Raw genomic sequence first — 17,359 nt, forward strand, 5'->3', positions numbered from 1 at the left:
GACGAGCGAACAAATTGGATTACTGGAAAATCCAGCTTCGGGTAGGTAAGCCCGACTACCAATCTTTCATCTTCTTAAGCCTTCCAACATCAGTACGGGATCGATGGGACGCTTGACTGAACCTCTTGTGGCGGCGGGGTCGCTTCTCCGAACCGAAACAACCGCGGTCACGCACTCATGTTAATTCTTGCAATCTGAGCAATATTGAACAGACAGGGCCAGGCCTTCCCGCCATACTGGGCAATCATCTGAAGATGAGGGATCCCAGTGGTGTTCAAAAACCGAACAGGTATTATCGCATGGGAGCTCATTCCAGAATAGTCAAACATCATGCATCCACGTGTGCGTTGAATCAGCACCTCTATAATCTGGAAACAGGCCGGTAAAGATGAAGACGCTTCGAACACAATCGATATATATATGGTCTTATTCGCCTGAAAGGAGAACACCGTGAAAACGCTAACTTCTTCAGTCAATGGGCTGGCGACGACTCAAGATGAATTCCTGGAAAGTATTTCGGCGGATTTTCCGTTTTTCCTGGAACGGTCATCGGGCATTATCAAACGAAATTTACAGGACACGGGGCAATGGGTCGACGACACCTCACATGAAAAATCGCTTCGCAGGCTGTCCTTTGACCTGATTGTCTGGTTTATTGAGTATTGCCCATCTCAATTGCCGGGTCATCCAACGGTGTTGTTGGACGGCTTTATTTCGGATTTCCTTGAAAGATTCCAGGAATCACACATTCCGCTGACTTCCAATTCCATTTTGTATCGATTTATTGAAGGACTGCTCCGCCGTGCTGTGGTAAGCCATGATGCCCTCATTTGTCTGTTCTATCATTTTTATGGCATGAAACCCGCCGAGGTGGGTCTTTTTCTGGGATTGGAAAAAGGAGAAACGCTGCAGATTTATAAGGGTTTCGAACGGTGGGGGCAAAAGGGATGGTACCAGGCGGTTGAAGGAATCGGATTGACCAACCGGGAAATGTACTCATTAGCCGAGACGCAACGGAGTCAACCTGAAGTCTTCCATGAGGACATCCGAAGAATTCTGAGGACGTTATCGCCTTTTTACCGTAAAAGTGATCCTCAGTATAACCGGTGTGTGAAAGAGGAAAATTGGTATGAGATGTTCAGGGAGGGGTATGGATCCGAGTACCGTATGTGGCATTTACCGTTATGCCAGTCCTGTATGAACACTATTGCCAAGTTTAGAGGCGTATTTTGGCTCAATGCCACCATGCCATCACAACTGCATCTGCATATCTCCCCTCATACCCTGAAAAAAGAAAAGGGCCGCTGGCCTTCCGTGGCGGGGAACCTCCCTTCTTCGAGAAGCAGTCACTCCCAGTGCCCTGAAGACATGCAAGGGGCCTGAGGTAATGGGTAAAGGCAGTTGAAAAAGGATTGAATGAAAAAGCAATTCTCCCGCATATCAAGAAAACATTGTACGGATAAGGAACGACATTCAATGGCAAATGACAGCTTGTGTGTCCCGGCATAGGCTACGATCACTCGGAGTGGGAGAACTTTGGATGAGGGGTTCAATTTCCGGGACACGACGTGATGAACCCACTGGGACAAAAAAAGAGATTGGTGAGTTCGTGAGGAGAGAAGGGCTGGAGCCACTCGTTGAAAAGATCCAGGAGGATGGAGCGACCCTGGCTGTAGTAGGTCTCATGGAAAAGGGTGCTGCGAAAGTCTCACTTGCATACCGATTCACTACGCTCGCCACGTTATGAAACACATTCTCCTCAAACAGATGGAGAAAAAGACCCATCCACTTGTGAAATGTAGAAGTGGGGGCAGACGGCCAGGTCTAATCTGCCTGGTAGGTCGGGAGGGTTTGTCCTGACCACATCGGTTGGCTGTTGTCAGGGCACCTCAATAACTCGAGTAGGCCATAGCCAGGCTATCCCGGTTATGGTAAGTCATAAGGTCCGGCACCCTTGCGTGTCTAATCCAGGACTTCACCCTCCTGGAGGATGAATGAACTCACCATTCGGTTATAGGTCGTGTTTGCAATAGCCGTCCTCGCGCCCGTTATCCTTGAAATTGGCAGGGTTCCAGTCAGATGCTGGACAGTCTATGTCTGAGCAGGCCGTCTTTCCTGAAAGCTCTCCCCCAAATCTCTTCTTTAAAAAAATCCCCAAATTGAGCAATTTTGACCAGACATTGTCCGGCCTTGCTTTCATAGTGACCCATCATCGGAAAAAATAGGGGGTCAGGGACCGTTCGAGACGGTACTCAGCGGACCCGATTCTTTTATGGAAGGGAGAAAAATATGAACGGCGATCAACGCAAAGGAGAATGGAAGCAGTTCAAAGGTGAACTCAAGCAGCGGTATGGCAAGTTCACCGATGATGCCTTGCAGCAGATTGAAGGAATTGACCTCACGATCCTCGGCAAGGTGCAGGAGCGGTATGGTGACAAAAAGGATGAACTCCCGAATGGCGCAAGCCGTATGCGGTTGAAATCACAAAGCAAAAGACCTGCTGACGAGTAATTTCGAAGGAGAGAGCAGTGCGCAAGCATTCCATTCAGGCAATGAGAAATTCATGAACATACCCTATCTCATAATTGTGTGCACCGCCTACATGCCGGCTGTGTCCAATTAACCATTTTCTTCTTGTGCCTTATTTCGATGAGACCAATTAGGTATGCATAAACGAGCGTATGACGATGAACGCCAATATGGCTATTCAGGCCATAGCGAAAATGGTCTCGCTCACGAATTAGGTCCCGGGTACTCTGATTCGTTGCTCAAAGGGTCGGAACAGCTTGTCCATCTCAAGAAGGTAGTTTTCAGTGAAAAGTAACTCAGTGAAAGGAGAAAGCTTTACGCGGAGGGAAGCGCATCGTTCGTTTCGAATTAAAAGGGACGATGCCTCGCAGTCGCATGCAAACCATTTCTGACAGGAAAGGTTGCCTTTTACAATGATTAGAAAACACATTCTCGTGGTCGACGACAACGTTTCCATTCGGGATTATCTGAAAATTCGCCTGGAATATTCCGGGCACACCGTAGACCTTGCTGAAAATGGCCGGGAAGGGTTGGTGATGCTCGGACAGGCGGACTATGACCTGGTCCTCCTTGATTATAAGATGCCTGGGATCACGGGGTTGACGGTCCTACAGCATATGCAGGAGCGGTACCCGTCCATACCGGTCGTGATGCTCACTGGCCATACTGAATGCCACCTGGAGGCCCAGGCAATTGCGGCAGGGGCGCGGGCCTGTCTGTATAAACCCTTTAATTGGGTAGAGTTGGAAGGCGTCCTTCGTTGCTCGGTCGGCGCGGCTTCTTAAGAAAAATGGTTTTCAAGTGCCTGACGTTATCATGAATTCATACCCTTCTTATTCCAATAGGATGCATGGCACCTAAACGACGAACCTCATTCAATTCAATCGCATTTTTGACGCAAGTCGGGGAGGGTAAAACCATCCTGTCGTGCCGAAAAAACCAGGTTCTTTTTTCACAAGGTGAGAGGGCTGAGGCCGTTTTTTATATTCTGCAGGGCCAGGTCACGCTTACGGTAGTCTCCAAACGCGGAAAGGAGGCCGTTGTGGCGATTCTGGAGCCAGCGACCTTTTTTGGGGAAGCCTGCCTCACCGGCCAGGTATTGCGTCTGGAGGCCGCGACCACGGTCGGTGTGGCCAAAATCGTTCGCATTGGCAAAACCGCCATGATCAAAATACTTCATGACCAACCCACTTTCTCTGAACTATTCCTCACGCATCTCCTGGCACGCAATATTCGCATCCAAGAGGATTTAGTCGATCAACTCTTCAATTCCAGCGAGAAGCGGCTGGCGCGTGTGCTGCTCCTCATGGCCCATTTTGGAAAAGAAAGCAAGCCGGAGGCCGTCATTGCGAAATTGAGTCAGGAAACGCTGGCGGAAATGATCGGCACCACGCGCTCTCGCGTCAGTTACTTTATGAATAAGTTTCGCAAACTGGGCTTCATTGAATACAACAGCAAAGCGGACAAGGAATTGCACGTGCACAGTTCCCTCCTGAATGTCGTCCTTCACGACTAGAATACCTCCTCCGTTTGGTCTCCCTTCCGCTTCTCTTGCCGTTCAGTCGGTTCAATAAAGTTGAGCCGGAACACCTCCTCGCGGTGCCATCGTTTTCGTCCACACCACTGAGCAAAATTGACCAGACAGACCTTCCACGGAGGCCTATGATTATGAGTTAGGGCATTTCACGCCTGTCAAACTGTGTGCTCTCGCGCTTCGCAGAAAGGGATTGATTGTTAAAGGGGCACGCCATGGATACCTCTTCGGGCTTATCGCCAATGATGAGTGTGCTATAGGTTGCATCTGTGGCTGAAGCATGTTGGGAGAGGGAGGCGTTGCCTGTGTCGTAGGCCGAAAAGATGTCGACCTTGTAGAGAAAAGGCTTACGGAGGAACAATTATTTCATAACGGAGGTTGTAGTCAACAAGGAGGCAGATATGAATTGTCTACGTTGCGGAGGATTTCAGATGTCGGATCAGTTTTACGGTCTAGAAAACAATGGATCTGTCTGGATGTATGATGCGGTGCGGTGCATCAATTGTGAATCCATAGAAGAGCCCATGAGGAAAAAGGGGGAGATCTCATCGCCCCGGGCGGAACGCATCAATCAATATGCCTTGACCGTGCGGGCAGTGGCTGCCCGCAAATAACGAGCGGGCTCGTTTTCCATAATCACGCCATTGCCACCTGCCGGACCATGAATGCAGGGGCAGCATGAACCACGTCCCACCCCGTTTGTTCAAGATTCCCAACATTTCGAAATACGGAAACACCGGGAGAATGTCAGTCCGAAGCCGTGTAGGCCCTCAGGGCCCACATGACCTCAGGCGGGGTTGGGTAGTCCTTCTCAATCTAATGCTGTGAGAGATGTGGCGGCGAACCATGATCCATGTATTCGTCAATAGTACAAAATCCTGTCCTTTCAGGATAAACTTGGGGAGGGAAGGAAAGCAGAGTAATTGTCTATTATTTTCAATAATTCATACATTTTTTTATTTTCCTAACTAAGGGGGAATAGCGCATGAGTACTTATTTCCGTCATTTATATCGTTTTCTTAAAAGGCCGCGGCTCGCACCGACACACCTCTGTCTCTCGTCCGAAACTGTCGAATGGGATCTACGGGAAAACCGGAAGCCGTTTTTCTTCCATTCCATACGGGGGTTGTGTGTGGCCATGCTCATGGGCGGGTTCTTAACTGGATGTATTACCGATGCCACGGTTGATTTGACCAAGGCCCCGTTTGATGCTTCCACCGAGCTGACTGACGCCTCGACAGATTCGATTACCAGACTGACCGACGGGACCAGTCAAGCGACATCCGATCTCACCGAGCCCACCAGAGAATTTCTTTCCAGCACGACACCCGGAGCATGGTTCAATGCGGATGGCATGCTCAACCCTGATCATAAAAAGATTGCGTTTGTGGTCGTCAACTTTGACAATTTGCAAGAGGACATATCCAGGGGATCTGGAGAATATCTGGTCTCTCTGTCCGTGTTAATGGGTATCCCACCAGAAACGCGAGACAATTTCTTACAATCCGCACAACGCCAACATGCCTTTATTTTTGATGAGAGCCAATCCCGGCCGGAATCGTTTAGACGTCTGATCAAAACGTTACGCGTGACGTCACCCTACTCGTAAGGGAAGGCCTCATTGGATGATCCTCGGACTCTTAGTTTGCCTCTGCATGGTGTGAGGAAGGCGAACTCTCTTATTTCCCGCCAGTTGCAAACGGGAAGGAGAAAAAATATGACGAGGGTTTCTCCTACGGCCCTCACTTTTAGGTTGCTAACCTGGCTGACGTTTTTTTCGTTAGGGACCTTGTTTTGAGCCTTGCGAGTTGGCCACCCTTCGTGGGCCCACCTGGGCCAATTCCATCTGGCTGAGCTGAGTAAACATGGTTTTGGCTTTCTTTCTCGAATGAAATGGGTCTTAGCTGCAAGGAAGAAAATCCAGCATCGATCAGTCTTTTTTTTCTTTCCGCAATTCATTATGGGGGATCCATCTTTCCTTTCTCCATCAATTGGCGAGAGGCATAGACGGACAATCATCCTCTCCTAGCCTTGCCGGCTTGGCATAGGCCTATTTCATGGACGCCAGATCTAATGACTCCCCTCTCGCCCAACTCGCTCCGCTCAAACAGGGTCCGTTGCTGAAAAGAGCGCCCTCCTTGGGGCCAGCCGGCAGGCGTCGGATCACAGAAGACGAACCCTTCAGGACCTTCCAGGAAAAAGCGCGGACCGTAAAAATGTCTTGGTGATTAAGAAAAGAGGGAAGTGAGGTTCCGGGGTTTCGCCCCCGTACGGTGAGGTCCTTTTGTTTCGGGAAAAGTCGCCAAACAACGGTTGCGCTCCTCGAGACGCAACAATCATACTTTCACCCAGGTCGGCCTCATTGAATCCAGCTGACGTGGGCGCAGGGAGGACGGCCCAACTCGCAAGGGTCAAACAAGGTCCGCCTGACGAAATACACGTCAGGCTGGTTAGCCGACCTGAAGGTGAAAGGTCAGTGAAGGTTACTTGTAGTTTTTGCTTCCTGCTGGTTTCCTTTTCTGATGATGAGAAACACGGGTGGATATTGGATGCGGATGACGGGGACTGAGGCTAGCGGAGGCCGTATTCTTTGAGTTTGCGTTGGAGGGTTTTCCGGTGGATGCCCAGAAGTTCCGAGGTGCGGTTTTCATCGCCTTGCTGGGCATCTAAGACTTTAAGGATGTGTTCCCGTTCGAGCTGTCCGAGCGTTTTCCAGTCTGGGTGGGATGGCGATTGGTCGGGTAGGGCGGGAGGCGCGACAAGCGCTAACGGGAGGTCGTGAGACATGATAAGCGAATGTGGAGTCATGACCACGGCTCGTTCGATGGTATGTTCGAGTTCACGCACATTTCCCGGCCAGGAATAGTTGGTGAGCAGGGCTAACGCCTGGGGGTGCACTCCGGTGATGACTTTATTGTTGAGCTGGGTATATTTGGTGAGAAAGTAGTCGATGAGTGTGGGGATATCTTCGACCCGTTCTCTCAGCGATGGCAGATGCAGTGTGACAACGTTGAGCCGATAATACAGGTCTTCCCGAAACTTCCCGGATTCCACCAGCTTTTTAAGGTGTTTGTTGGTGGCGGCAATGATGCGGACATCGACTTTGATCGATTCCATGCCGCCCACTCGGCGGATTTCATGCTCTTGTAGGACCCGGAGAAGTTTGCTCTGCAGGTTCGGGGAGATATCGCCGATTTCATCCAGAAAGCAGGTGCCTCGATTGGCCGATTCCAGGAGTCCTTTTTTGAGGGTGATGGCTCCCGTGAAGGCGCCGCGTTCGTGACCGAATAATTCACTTTCCAGAAGATTTTCTGTGAGGGTGCCGCAATCCACGGCGATAAACGGCCCGTCGCTTCGGAGACTGTTGGCATGGATGGCCCTGGCAATGAGTTCTTTTCCAGTTCCCGTTTCACCATGGATGAGGACGGTGGATTCCGTTGGGGCGACCCTGGCGATAAGTTTGTATACGGCCACCATCGGCGGACTGTTGCCTTGTATCTGGTTGATGCCATTTCCTTTTGGCAAAAGTGGCTGAATCGATACGCGTGCCTGCTCCAGAGTGTGTTTATGGTCACAGGCCCGTCTGACGACGGAACGAATTTCTTCCAATGCGAATGGCTTGGAGAGGTAATCGAAGGCCCCGGCTTTGATCCCTTCCACTGCCGTCGACAACGATCCATAGGCGGTGAGGAGAATGACCTGGGTGAGGGGGCTGCGTTTCCGTGTTTCGGCCAGGAGGGCGAGTCCGTCCATGTGTGGCATTTGAATATCCGATAACACGACATCGGGCGTTTGATCGACGAAGGTGTGTAAGGCGGCTTGACTGCTCGTCGCGGTGTAGACCTGATAGCCTTCTTTTTCCATGATTTCCCGAAGGAGGATCAGTGTGTCCGGTTCATCATCGACGATGAGGATGGTAGCTTTATGCATGATCCGAGTTCCCCCAGGCCGGCAGCCGAATGAGAAAACGGGTGCCATGGCCCTCTTCGCTATGCACGGTGATGTGACCCTTATGCAATTGAATAATTTCGGTGGTGATGGCCAACCCAAGGCCCGTTCCTGACCCCACGCTTTTGGTGGTAAAGAAGGGGTCAAATATTTTTTCTATGTGTTCACGCGGAATCCCTGGTCCTGAATCGTGAATATCAATGATGACCTCCGGTCCTGCCTGATGGGTATCTTCGGCGTTTCGGGCCCGAATGGTCAATTGCCCGCCGTCCGGCATGGCATCGATCGCGTTATCGATGAGGTTGTTGATGGCCTCCTGAAGATGAAAGGCATCTCCCTGGACCGACCACAAATCGGGTGCAAAATGCGTAAGGCCTTGAATGCCGTGCTCCTGGAGAAGGGGGCGAAATAATAGTAACGACTGGTCGATCAGGGTCGGAACCGAGACCTGTTCGACGGAAATGGTGGGTGTGCGCGTAAAGGTAAGTAAGTCCTGGATGCTGTGAGTGAGCCGGTCGGTTTGTTTGAGCATGGTTCGCACCCGCTCCAGGACTTCATGGGAAAGATGCGGATCTTCCTGGAGCAGTTGCAGGTGTCCGAAAATGGCCGTTAAGGGTGTGCCGATCTTGTGGGCGATGGTGGCGACCAGTTGACCCAAGACAGCCAACCGTTGTTGCCGGAGAATATCACGTTGCGCAATGGAGAGGCGCTCGTTGACGGCGGCCAACTCTTCATTCCGTTGCCGTAGTTCTGCCGTCGCATCCTCCACTCTGGTCTGTAGGGCATCCCGGGCCTGAGCTAATGCCTGATTCAATGACGCATTTTCCCTCATGACCTCCTGAATCTGTTGTGCCATGGAATTGAACTGGCGGGCTAATTCGCCTATCTCGTCTGTTTTTTCGATCGGGACCAGGGTGGCCCATTGCCCCTTTTCAACTTCAGCCAGCCCGGCTTTTAGCCGTCCAAGTGGACGGATCACATGTCGATAGAGAAAGAAGTTTAACGCCACCACGATGCCGAATCCCATGATCAGGCTGATGACGAGCGACCAATTGAGAAAAAAACGTGTAATGGTGGTAAGTTGTCCAGTCCAGTATTCGGCGTAAATGACCCCGCTGGTTTTTCCCTGTATGGCAAGAGGCGTGGATAGTTTAAGCCGATCATCCCCGGGTTGATCGTGAAAGCGGCCTTGGGGTTCTTCAAATTGGAAGGTGTGGGTGACCATCAACGGGATTTCACTTGAAGCGTCCTTGGTGTCTCCAACTTGCGTCAGGAGGATAGGCGGTTCATCGGGTTTGGCGCTTTTCCCGTAGACCCGGAGAAAGATGAGATCCGGGTTCCGGCTCATTAAATCGTTTAAATATTTCTCCCGTAATATCGCATTGTGAAAATGCTTTTCTGATTGAAAGCGCGCGCCGATTTGCCGCAAAAGGACAAGAGATTTTGAGTGAATGACATCTTTGGCCAATTCCGCCACATAATACTGATGCAGGAGTTCCGTGACCAGAATGGCCCCGCCCACAATGAGGATGATGATGAAGGAAGCCTTGGCTTGGAGCTTCCAGGGATGTTGCCAGGAAATCATTGTGTGAAATTCCAACGGATTGTTGTCATCTTTTGGTAAGAAGTCCAGGGGTGTCAAAGCCCGCATGCCCGATGAAGAATGGTGAATGCGTCAGGTACGTGTCCATATCTTGAGTCATCTTGATACCCTGAGAAAAACGAAAGATCTTTCGGAGGGTGTGGGACTGTTCGACCTGGGCAAAATTCTTTGCCTCCGGCTCAGAATGACAGTATGGTGCGGGCGTTCCGGTTTACCTTGGCCATGAATGTCTCGTGCAGGATGGGTCCCTTTCAGATTGCCAGATGCCACAGTCCGTCACTCTTCCCGGTCTCATTGTCCGATCCCTTGGTCCTAAAGTTTACGATTTTTTTGGTTGGACAATAGGACGAGTTGAAGCCTACTACGAGTTTCTTGTTCGCTGGTAGTGTTGGCAGGATCGGACAAAGGCCCGTAAGAGCCGTTGTGTGGTTTGGCTGCGGAGTTGTCGTTCCGGATGCCATTGAATCGTAAAAATATGAGGGTATTTGGGATGTTCCATCGCCTCAATGAGTCCGTCGCTGGCGATGGCGGCAGGAATAAAATCTGGAGCCAGTGTCCGGACGCCCTGGTGATGTTCTGTGGCCACTACCTTGCGACCCTTTCCGAGAATTTTGGCTAATCGAGTGCCCTGAATGATTTTGACTGGATGTAGCCCGTTTTTCTTTCCTTCATGGTCCACATTGTAGCCCTTCTTGGGCGGGTGAATATGTTGATGAAGGGTTCCGCCTTCCAGGACATTGATCAGCTGCATGCCATAGCAAATTCCTAAAATGGGTAACCGACGGGTTTTCCCGGCCTTGTATAACCAGGCTTCAAATTTGGACCGGTTTTGAAATGCAACTTTTGTGCGTTTTTTTGGGCGTTCTCCATACCAGGTTGGATCCAAATCGTCTCCTCCGACAATGACCAACCCGTCGATGCCTTCTAAATAGCGATTGCGAAGAGTTTCCCTGTGGTTAATCGGGAGCAACACGGGATGGCCGCCCGCTTCGGTGACGGCGGCCGCATAGCGGTGATCACATAACAAGTCGTAGTTGGCGAAGTCCTTGCGATTAGACACGGCTTCACAAGTGATCCCGATCAACGGGGCGGGATAGCGTTTACTCATCGATGGATGCTCGTTTTCGACCCAGCCACACCCGTTCGGTGCTGGGAAAGGGCACTTCCAGTTCTGCGGCAAAATCCTGCAAAGTGTTGCCGCTGAGCAAATGCCCCAATCCTGAGCGATAGCGTTTGGCGAAACGGCGTTGCCAGGTTTGCGGGTGCTCGCGAATGGCCAGGGCCACCGCATCATGAATGAGCCGTGCTCCGTTATATCTGCGTTTGAGCAGGCGCAGGACCTCATAAATTTCTTCAGGAATATCCATGGCGTCGAATTCCTCCCGGTGTTCCCATAAGAACTGGTCTAAATAGTCCGGAGCCGGCATCCATTCGCGTTTCCAGGGAAGCCTGGCTTTCATGCCTTTCGTGGCGGCTTCTGTCCGGGCGAGTAGGTAATCGGCATGGCTCATCCGATTGGCCGCGGCTTCGCCCCGCAGCCATCGCAGACAGACAGCCTTAACCAGGCATAAATTCGCCACGACAAATTCCGGAATATTGGAATCGAAGACCCGTATTTCCAGAGTGGGCGGTTTGGTTTTCCGGCCTTTGCTATAGACCAGTTCCCGGGTATCGACCGATGTGAGGTCCCCTCGTTTTGTGGGGGTGAAGTAGGTGGCATTTCCACGAAGAAACCGGTTGGAGGCTTTGCCCGTGACTTTTTTGTCCCATATGGGAGAATTAGCTCCGGTCGCGATGAGCAACGGGAGCTGGTCATGCAGATGCCAGCTGAGTGCGGTGGCTTCTTGTTTGGTGAGTTTACGATTGGCGACAGAGATGTGAAGGTGGGTGCCGGCAAACCGGTTCGTCCAGCCTCCCACAAATAACGGCACACGATAGTCTTGTTCGTCTTCTCGACTGCGATACAGGCCTCGCAGATATTTTCGCAGGCCGGCCTTGAGTAAAAATAAGCTTTCCCGGATGGTTGTGAATGGTCGGCTATTATACTCACTGCCGATGGAGGCATCCCGGGTAAATCGTTCGCCGGATTCGGAAAGACCAGGCCGTGGTTTTGACAGGCGCCTGCCGATCTTGTGATCGGTGACATTGATGCTGTACGCCTCAATTTCGACGCCGATGACGATTCGTTGATGAAACGGAGTTTGTGTTAGGCCTGCCATGGCAAAATCGTATGTCCTTATCGGTTGTGGTGGTCCAAGAACGGGATTGGTTTTGTGTCCGGTATCTAATCAGATTTGTGCCACCTTCCCTTGGCGGAACTATCCGTCAGAGAATGAGATTTTCCTGCGAATGGGAAGTGGTTGGGCTTGGTGAATGTACAGCAGACCACTGCAGAGTATCCCGCTCAAAATTTCGGGAATAACTTGTAATGTGGAAATACGGTCAAATAAATACCGGAATATTGGAAGGTCAATGGGACCAGACAACAGGACTTAATTGTATCCCCCTGGGCAAGAAGAGTCTAGAAAAAAATATTGTTCCTCGATTGTTTGGGATTCATCCTGGGGCCCAAGGCAACAGGGTTGAGGTAGGTCTGGAAGTATGTGCACAACCAGGGATCCCTTATCCCGGCAGGGGACCAACAACTGCTGTATTGGCACGGCCCTCTTGCAATTTGTCGTCTTGAGCCCATGGGAAGGATCTGCAACAAGAATGAATAGGCACAACTGAGACTGAGGGTCTTCGAAAGAACTCGGGCTGTGCCCCTTCAACTGCACCAGGGCAGGCTTGTCGAACAGCGTTGAATGACAAGGTCGCTCAAAATGACATCGCTTCCCAGGGCGTGTTCGCTTCGTCCAAGGTTAAATATACCATGAACATTGTTTGACCACTCGTCCACAAAAATGCCGGAATTAGGCGCCCATGACGGCCGCTTTTCCTCTTTTGACAAAATCATCAACCGTTTCTTTGGTATTATCCAGCCAGTCTTCGGCTTGATCCAAGGTATCGGAGGCAAGATCATGTAGGTCTTCTCTGGTTCGTTTCCCGGACTGTGGGGCCCACAACAGCCCTGCTGCGATTCCCAATGTGAGACCTGACACAAAGGCCATAGTCCCGATTGCGCATCCTGAAGACATCCATTTCATTGCGACCTCCCTCGTTTTATACGTCTGCTGAAAATGGTGAATATTGGCCGCCCTCAACGGCTTACTTTCCCTCGCTCAATTTTTATTGGAAGCAACTGACGTGCCAGTGATGGTTGTGTCTATTCATGATATACGACGACCTGATTTTGAGCATTATGTGAATTTCCAGTTCGATTGTGTATTCAGGATGGAACAATTTGTCTTTGTGTGAGACGGTTTGTTTTGGTAAAGGATAGAATTGCTGGGTTTTGGTGTAAGAAAAGTTGCAGGGACTTGCACTGCCCTCGCGCTTGAGGTCTATGAACTCTACCAATTCCGAGAAGGCGTCATGTGTTTAATATGGCTTGTGGGTCCTGGTTATTTGTTCACGGGGCAGGAGGGCTTGTGTATGTCAGATGACATGTCGAGTTCAGACATATCCGCTTTCATTCAGATTCACCATGCGACGGTGTATCGCGGCAGTCAGCCTGTCCTCCACGATCTGTCTCTGGCGATTGCTCAGGGCCGTTCGACGGTTATCCTGGGTCCAAATGGTTCAGGCAAATCGACACTCATGAAGCTGCTTTCGAGGGAACTGTATCCCGTCGCCGGGCCGGATCGTTATGTCCGGCTGATGGGGAAGGAGCACTGGAATGTGTGGGACCTCCGTTCACAGATCGGGTTAATTTCAGGGGATATGCAACAGGCTTATCCCTGTCATACAACGGGGCTGGATATTATTCTTTCGGGATTTTTCTCTAGTTTGGATGTGTATGAACATCAAGCCATTAGTCTCCGACATCGCTCCAAAAGTTCTGAGATGTTGAGCATGCTTGGGATTGCCCATCTTCGGGATCGCCCTTTCGGGGAGATGTCGACAGGAGAACAACGGCGAGCCTTGTTGGGTCGGGCTTTGGTTCACGAGCCTCAGATCCTTGTGTTGGATGAGCCAACCACTGGGCTGGATGTGCAGGCTTGTTTTCAATATCTTCAGATCATTCGGAATTTTATACGCCAAGGGGGAACGGTGATTTTGGTGACGCATCATGTCCATGAAATTCCTCCGGAGGTTGAGCGGGTTGTATTGTTGAAGCAGGGGCGGATCATGAAAGATGGTTTTAAGAGGGATGTTCTGAATGATCAGAGTTTATCTGCTCTTTTTGAGACTCCGGTTCATCTTCTTCATGATCAGGGATGGTTTCAGATTGTTCCGGCATTATCCGGATAAAGTCGGGTCATGAAGACCGTTTAATGGGCTGAAGATGACTTTGGCTTCCAGGACGTGTTCTATTCCCTACAGGTTTCTTGTTCATCCGGTATGGCCTGGGCCCGAAGTTATCCAATTTTTTTTATTCATGTGTTAAGGAAAGAGAGCGGATATGGTTGACGGGTTTCTTCTCTTTACGGTCTTGGATGTATGGCGGATGGTGTTGCCGTTAGGGTTGACACTTCTATTGCTGATGACGGACTTACTGTGTCGATGGCAGAGCGATTCCCCCCATCAAGGCCTGCGCGACGTTCTCAGCCCCTTGGTTCTTCGCTTAACGATTGGTTTATTGGTACTGTCCGGGATTGTCGGTCTTCTTGTGCCCGCCCTCCTTGGGTATCCGCTACCGGAATCTCATCTTGCCGGGGGACCGTGGAGTTATGAAGAAATACTGGGTTTTATGTTGGGGGGAATCTGTCTTTGGAAAAGCCGGCCGGAGGAATGTCCTGGAGGAAATTCAGGCCTTGTCTGGTTGGCTTGTGCAAGCATGCTCATCTTTGGAGCAGGTGTCGTATGGATTGGGCGATGGGATGCGATGGCTCATGAGGGGTATGTAGGCGGTGGGTGGTTTCTTCTTGGAGTGTCGACCGTGGATTGGACTCGTGTCATTCCGAAAAGCCTTCACCTCCTTTTTGCCAGCTTGGCGGCAGGGGGATTGGTGGTGACGTTGCTTGGTCTGCTCGGATGGACGGGTGCGTCGAATGGTTCCGCCTCAACCATTCTATCCCCCTACCCCCCTTCCGATGAGCGTGTTCGATATGGTGTGGGATGGATGTTAATGGGGCTGGTTCCGCAAGTGCTTATCGGACCCTGGTTGTTTCTTGTTTTGGGTGAGGTGCCGAGGGGAGGACTGATTGACGGGACGGGATTGCCCTCTGTCTTCTTCTTTGTGGGGGTAACGACGGCGTTGCTGGCCATGGTCTTGTTGAATGCGTCATTTATGGTTCCCCAGGTCAAAGGGCTTGTTTGGGGAGGGCTCATTTGTACGGTGATTACGCTGGTGCTGATGGGGATGATCCGGTATGTGATGTTTCTGGGCACCCTACAGGCACAGGGGATCCCCATTGCGATTGGAAATCTGACCCTGTTTCATCTTCTGACCGTTCTGGTCCTCACAGGTCTTGTTGGAGCGATTCTCGTTCGTTGGTGCGTATGGCCCCTTGCTGTTCTTCAAGCAGGGTCGAATCGTGCCGGAGACTAGACAAATCTTAGTGAGCAATTTAAGGTATCGACATGCATATTTCAGAAGTGTTGCGGACCTATAATCCTGCGATTAGTTTTGAGTTTTTCCCTCCAAAAACGGAACGGGGGTTTCAAGAATTGTTTGAAGCGATTTCGGCCCTCATGCCGTTAAAGCCTGCCTATGTCAGTGTGACTTATGGTGCTGGCGGATCCACCCGTGAACGCACCCATGATTTAGTAGTAAAACTCCAACGGGAAACCGACCTGACCATTGTGTCGCATTTAACTTGCGTGGGGTCCAAGCGTGACGAAATTCATCATATTCTTTCGAAATATCAGGGGAGCGGTATTCATAACATTATGGCTTTGAGGGGAGATCCTCCCAAGGGAAGCAGGGATGTCCAGATTCCCGAAGACGGCTTTCAGTTTGCGTCTGATCTTGTGCGGTTTATTAAGCAGCAATTTCCTGAGATGGGCGTGGGCGTGGCAGGATTTCCCGAGGGGCATCCCGGTACGCCAAACCGGTTACAGGAAATGGACAATCTGAAGCGAAAAGTCGATGCGGGAGCTGATTATATCTGCACCCAATTATTTTTTGATAATCGGGACTTTTTCGATTTTTGTGAACGTTGCGAAGTCGTAGGCATTAAAGTTCCTATTATTGCCGGCATTATGCCGATAGTTTCCCGAAAGGGCATGGCTCGGATGTCTGAGTTGGCGCTTGGGGCCCGTATTCCTGCCAAACTGTTACGGGCTATGGATCGAGCTGAGAATGATACTTATGCAGAAGGGGTTGGCATTCATTGGGCGACCGAACAGGTGGTGGATCTTGTGGATCATAAGGTAAAGGGAATTCATTTTTATACCTTGAATAAATCAAAAGCGACCTTGAAAATCTATGAATCTCTCGGCATTCAAAGTTCGGAAAGTTTGCAGCATCCGGTTGAATAAGTCCTGCCTCAGTAATCCTGTATTTTCCTCCACTCATCAATGATGGAAATTCGGCTTCTCAGCTCTCTTGGACTGGGTCTTCTGTTTCCCTTTTCTTGTGTTTTGTGGTGGCTGTGACCTATCTGATTGGGTGGGCCTGGAGATTGTTTTTTTACCCTTTCCCCTTGTGGTGTATGTTGGGTAAGATAACTTGGGTTCTAAAGGAGGATACTCATGACGAAGAATGCAGGATTTCAAGTAACAGTTGATTTGGATGGCCGCCAGTGTATGGTAATTGGTGGTGATGAGGAAGCCGTGGAGAAGGTGCATCGCTTGTTGGATGCCGGAGCAAAAATTACCGTGGTCAATCCCACTCTTCATGTTGATTTGCGGAAGTTAACCGCCTCAGGAAAAATTATCCACCGGGGACGGACATTTCGATCGGGGGATGCCCAAGGGGTTGTGCTGATTATGAATGTGTTGAAGGATGATTTGGACTTGGCCAAGTCCTTATTTGAACTGGCGAAAACCGAACGCTTTCTGGTGTGGTCGATGGATTTGCCTGAATACTCCACGATCATGATGCCTGCGCTGGTTAAACGCGGGAATCTTCGAATAGCGATTAGTACGAGTGGGACCGCTCCGGCCCTGGCCAAGGTGCTTCGTCACAATCTTGAAATGCTGTTTGATGAAGAATTCGACCAGTTTCTGGATTGGCTAGGGGCCCTGCGCGAAGAGCTAAAGAGCACGGAAATGAGCGATCTGCGGCGTCGTGAGCGCTTGGCGGAAGCGGTCAATGGCTTTCAATTGTCGGGGGAATTGCAGTATCCCAATAGTTGGAAGTTGTCCAGTGAAGAGCAGGTGGAACCCGTTGGAAAGGAAGGTGGGTAATGGTGCTGTTGGAATTTAGCATGTCACCTCTTGGTAAGGGTGAAAGTGTTGGAAAATACGTGTCCCGGTCACTGGACCTGATTGATAAAAGCGGGGTGGAATATCGCCTCAATCCCATGGGAACGGTGTTGGAAGGGGAGTGGGATGACGTGTTTCGAGTCGTGAAGCAATGCTATACCAGGATGAAAAAGGATTGTCCGCGGATTTCTTGTGTGATTAAGGTTGATTACCGGCGTGGCCATAAAGGCCGGTTGGCTGGCAAGGTGGCCAGCGTGGAGAAACGTTTGAAGCGTAAGCTGAAAACGACATGATCCTGAAACGGTTTGGCCGAGCCGGGGTGGCCGTGTTGT

General features: G+C 50.6%; 18 protein-coding genes. 13 read left to right on the forward strand and 5 right to left on the reverse strand.

The window, feature by feature from the left end; all coding sequences use genetic code 11:
- The first annotated feature begins 450 nt into the window (after positions 1–450).
- The 8 genes from PP769_RS13305 to PP769_RS13340 all read left to right on the forward strand — a co-directional run bounded on the left by PP769_RS13305 (position 451) and on the right by PP769_RS13340 (position 5,672).
- On the forward strand, positions 451–1,383 hold the full coding sequence (locus PP769_RS13305) for a hypothetical protein (protein ID WP_312640887.1): 933 nt from the start codon (positions 451–453) through the stop codon (positions 1,381–1,383).
- 157 nt (positions 1,384–1,540) lie between these two features.
- Positions 1,541–1,747, forward strand: a complete 207-nt coding sequence (locus PP769_RS13310; RefSeq protein WP_312640888.1) for a hypothetical protein — start codon at positions 1,541–1,543, stop codon at positions 1,745–1,747.
- 542 nt (positions 1,748–2,289) lie between these two features.
- On the forward strand, positions 2,290–2,511 hold the full coding sequence (locus PP769_RS13315) for a CsbD family protein (protein WP_312640889.1): 222 nt from the start codon (positions 2,290–2,292) through the stop codon (positions 2,509–2,511).
- A gap of 154 nt (positions 2,512–2,665) precedes the next feature.
- Positions 2,666–2,824, forward strand: a complete 159-nt coding sequence (locus tag PP769_RS13320; RefSeq protein WP_312640891.1) for a hypothetical protein — start codon at positions 2,666–2,668, stop codon at positions 2,822–2,824.
- Between the two features lie 118 nt (positions 2,825–2,942).
- Positions 2,943–3,314, forward strand: a complete 372-nt coding sequence (locus PP769_RS13325) for a response regulator (RefSeq protein WP_312640893.1) — start codon at positions 2,943–2,945, stop codon at positions 3,312–3,314.
- Between the two features lie 65 nt (positions 3,315–3,379).
- Positions 3,380–4,045, forward strand: coding sequence for a Crp/Fnr family transcriptional regulator (locus PP769_RS13330; protein WP_312640895.1), 666 nt, complete (start codon positions 3,380–3,382; stop codon positions 4,043–4,045).
- 419 nt (positions 4,046–4,464) lie between these two features.
- Entirely contained in the window at positions 4,465–4,677 is a 213-nt protein-coding gene (locus tag PP769_RS13335; protein WP_312640897.1) for a hypothetical protein, read from the forward strand.
- 371 nt (positions 4,678–5,048) lie between these two features.
- Positions 5,049–5,672: a DUF3015 family protein gene (locus tag PP769_RS13340; RefSeq protein WP_312640899.1), complete on the forward strand. Its 624-nt coding sequence runs from the start codon at positions 5,049–5,051 to the stop codon at positions 5,670–5,672.
- A gap of 962 nt (positions 5,673–6,634) precedes the next feature.
- Here the strand turns inward: PP769_RS13340 and PP769_RS13345 are convergent.
- The 5 genes from PP769_RS13345 to PP769_RS13365 form a co-directional block, all read right to left on the reverse strand.
- The gene (locus tag PP769_RS13345; RefSeq protein ID WP_312640901.1) at positions 6,635–7,993 is read right to left on the reverse strand and encodes a sigma-54-dependent transcriptional regulator; all 1,359 of its coding nucleotides are present in this window, start codon (positions 7,991–7,993) and stop codon (positions 6,635–6,637) included.
- Positions 7,986–9,596: a sensor histidine kinase gene (locus PP769_RS13350; protein WP_312640903.1), complete on the reverse strand. Its 1,611-nt coding sequence runs from the start codon at positions 9,594–9,596 to the stop codon at positions 7,986–7,988. The genes PP769_RS13345 and PP769_RS13350 overlap by 8 nt, the downstream gene beginning before the upstream one ends.
- A gap of 379 nt (positions 9,597–9,975) precedes the next feature.
- Positions 9,976–10,722, reverse strand: a complete 747-nt coding sequence (locus PP769_RS13355) for a gamma-glutamyl-gamma-aminobutyrate hydrolase family protein (RefSeq protein ID WP_312640905.1) — start codon at positions 10,720–10,722, stop codon at positions 9,976–9,978.
- Positions 10,715–11,833 carry a glutamate-cysteine ligase family protein gene (locus PP769_RS13360; RefSeq protein WP_312640907.1) on the reverse strand — a complete coding sequence of 373 codons (1,119 nt, stop codon included), beginning with the start codon at positions 11,831–11,833 and terminating at the stop codon, positions 10,715–10,717. The genes PP769_RS13355 and PP769_RS13360 overlap by 8 nt, the downstream gene beginning before the upstream one ends.
- Positions 11,834–12,526: 693 nt before the next feature.
- Entirely contained in the window at positions 12,527–12,760 is a 234-nt protein-coding gene (locus PP769_RS13365) for a YtxH domain-containing protein (protein ID WP_312640909.1), read from the reverse strand.
- Between the two features lie 388 nt (positions 12,761–13,148).
- On the opposite strand from PP769_RS13365, the gene PP769_RS13370 reads away from it, so the two are divergent.
- The 5 genes from PP769_RS13370 to PP769_RS13390 all read left to right on the forward strand — a co-directional run bounded on the left by PP769_RS13370 (position 13,149) and on the right by PP769_RS13390 (position 17,320).
- Complete coding sequence (locus tag PP769_RS13370; RefSeq protein WP_312640911.1) at positions 13,149–13,967, forward strand: ABC transporter ATP-binding protein; 819 nt, start codon at positions 13,149–13,151, stop codon at positions 13,965–13,967.
- Positions 13,968–14,118: 151 nt separating this feature from the next.
- Positions 14,119–15,207 (forward strand): hypothetical protein, encoded by a 1,089-nt coding sequence (locus PP769_RS13375; protein WP_312640913.1) that lies wholly within the window; start codon positions 14,119–14,121, stop codon positions 15,205–15,207.
- 32 nt (positions 15,208–15,239) lie between these two features.
- Positions 15,240–16,139 (forward strand): methylenetetrahydrofolate reductase [NAD(P)H], encoded by a 900-nt coding sequence (metF, locus tag PP769_RS13380; RefSeq protein WP_312640915.1) that lies wholly within the window; start codon positions 15,240–15,242, stop codon positions 16,137–16,139.
- 213 nt (positions 16,140–16,352) lie between these two features.
- Positions 16,353–17,009 carry a precorrin-2 dehydrogenase/sirohydrochlorin ferrochelatase family protein gene (locus PP769_RS13385; RefSeq protein ID WP_312640917.1) on the forward strand — a complete coding sequence of 219 codons (657 nt, stop codon included), beginning with the start codon at positions 16,353–16,355 and terminating at the stop codon, positions 17,007–17,009.
- Positions 17,009–17,320, forward strand: coding sequence for an MTH1187 family thiamine-binding protein (locus PP769_RS13390; protein ID WP_312640919.1), 312 nt, complete (start codon positions 17,009–17,011; stop codon positions 17,318–17,320). Before PP769_RS13385 ends, PP769_RS13390 begins: the two co-directional genes overlap by 1 nt.
- The last annotated feature ends 39 nt before the right edge of the window (positions 17,321–17,359 follow it).

This window comes from Candidatus Nitrospira allomarina, assembly GCF_032050975.1.
In the GTDB taxonomy this organism is placed as follows: Bacteria; Nitrospirota; Nitrospiria; order Nitrospirales; family UBA8639; genus Nitrospira_E; species Nitrospira_E allomarina.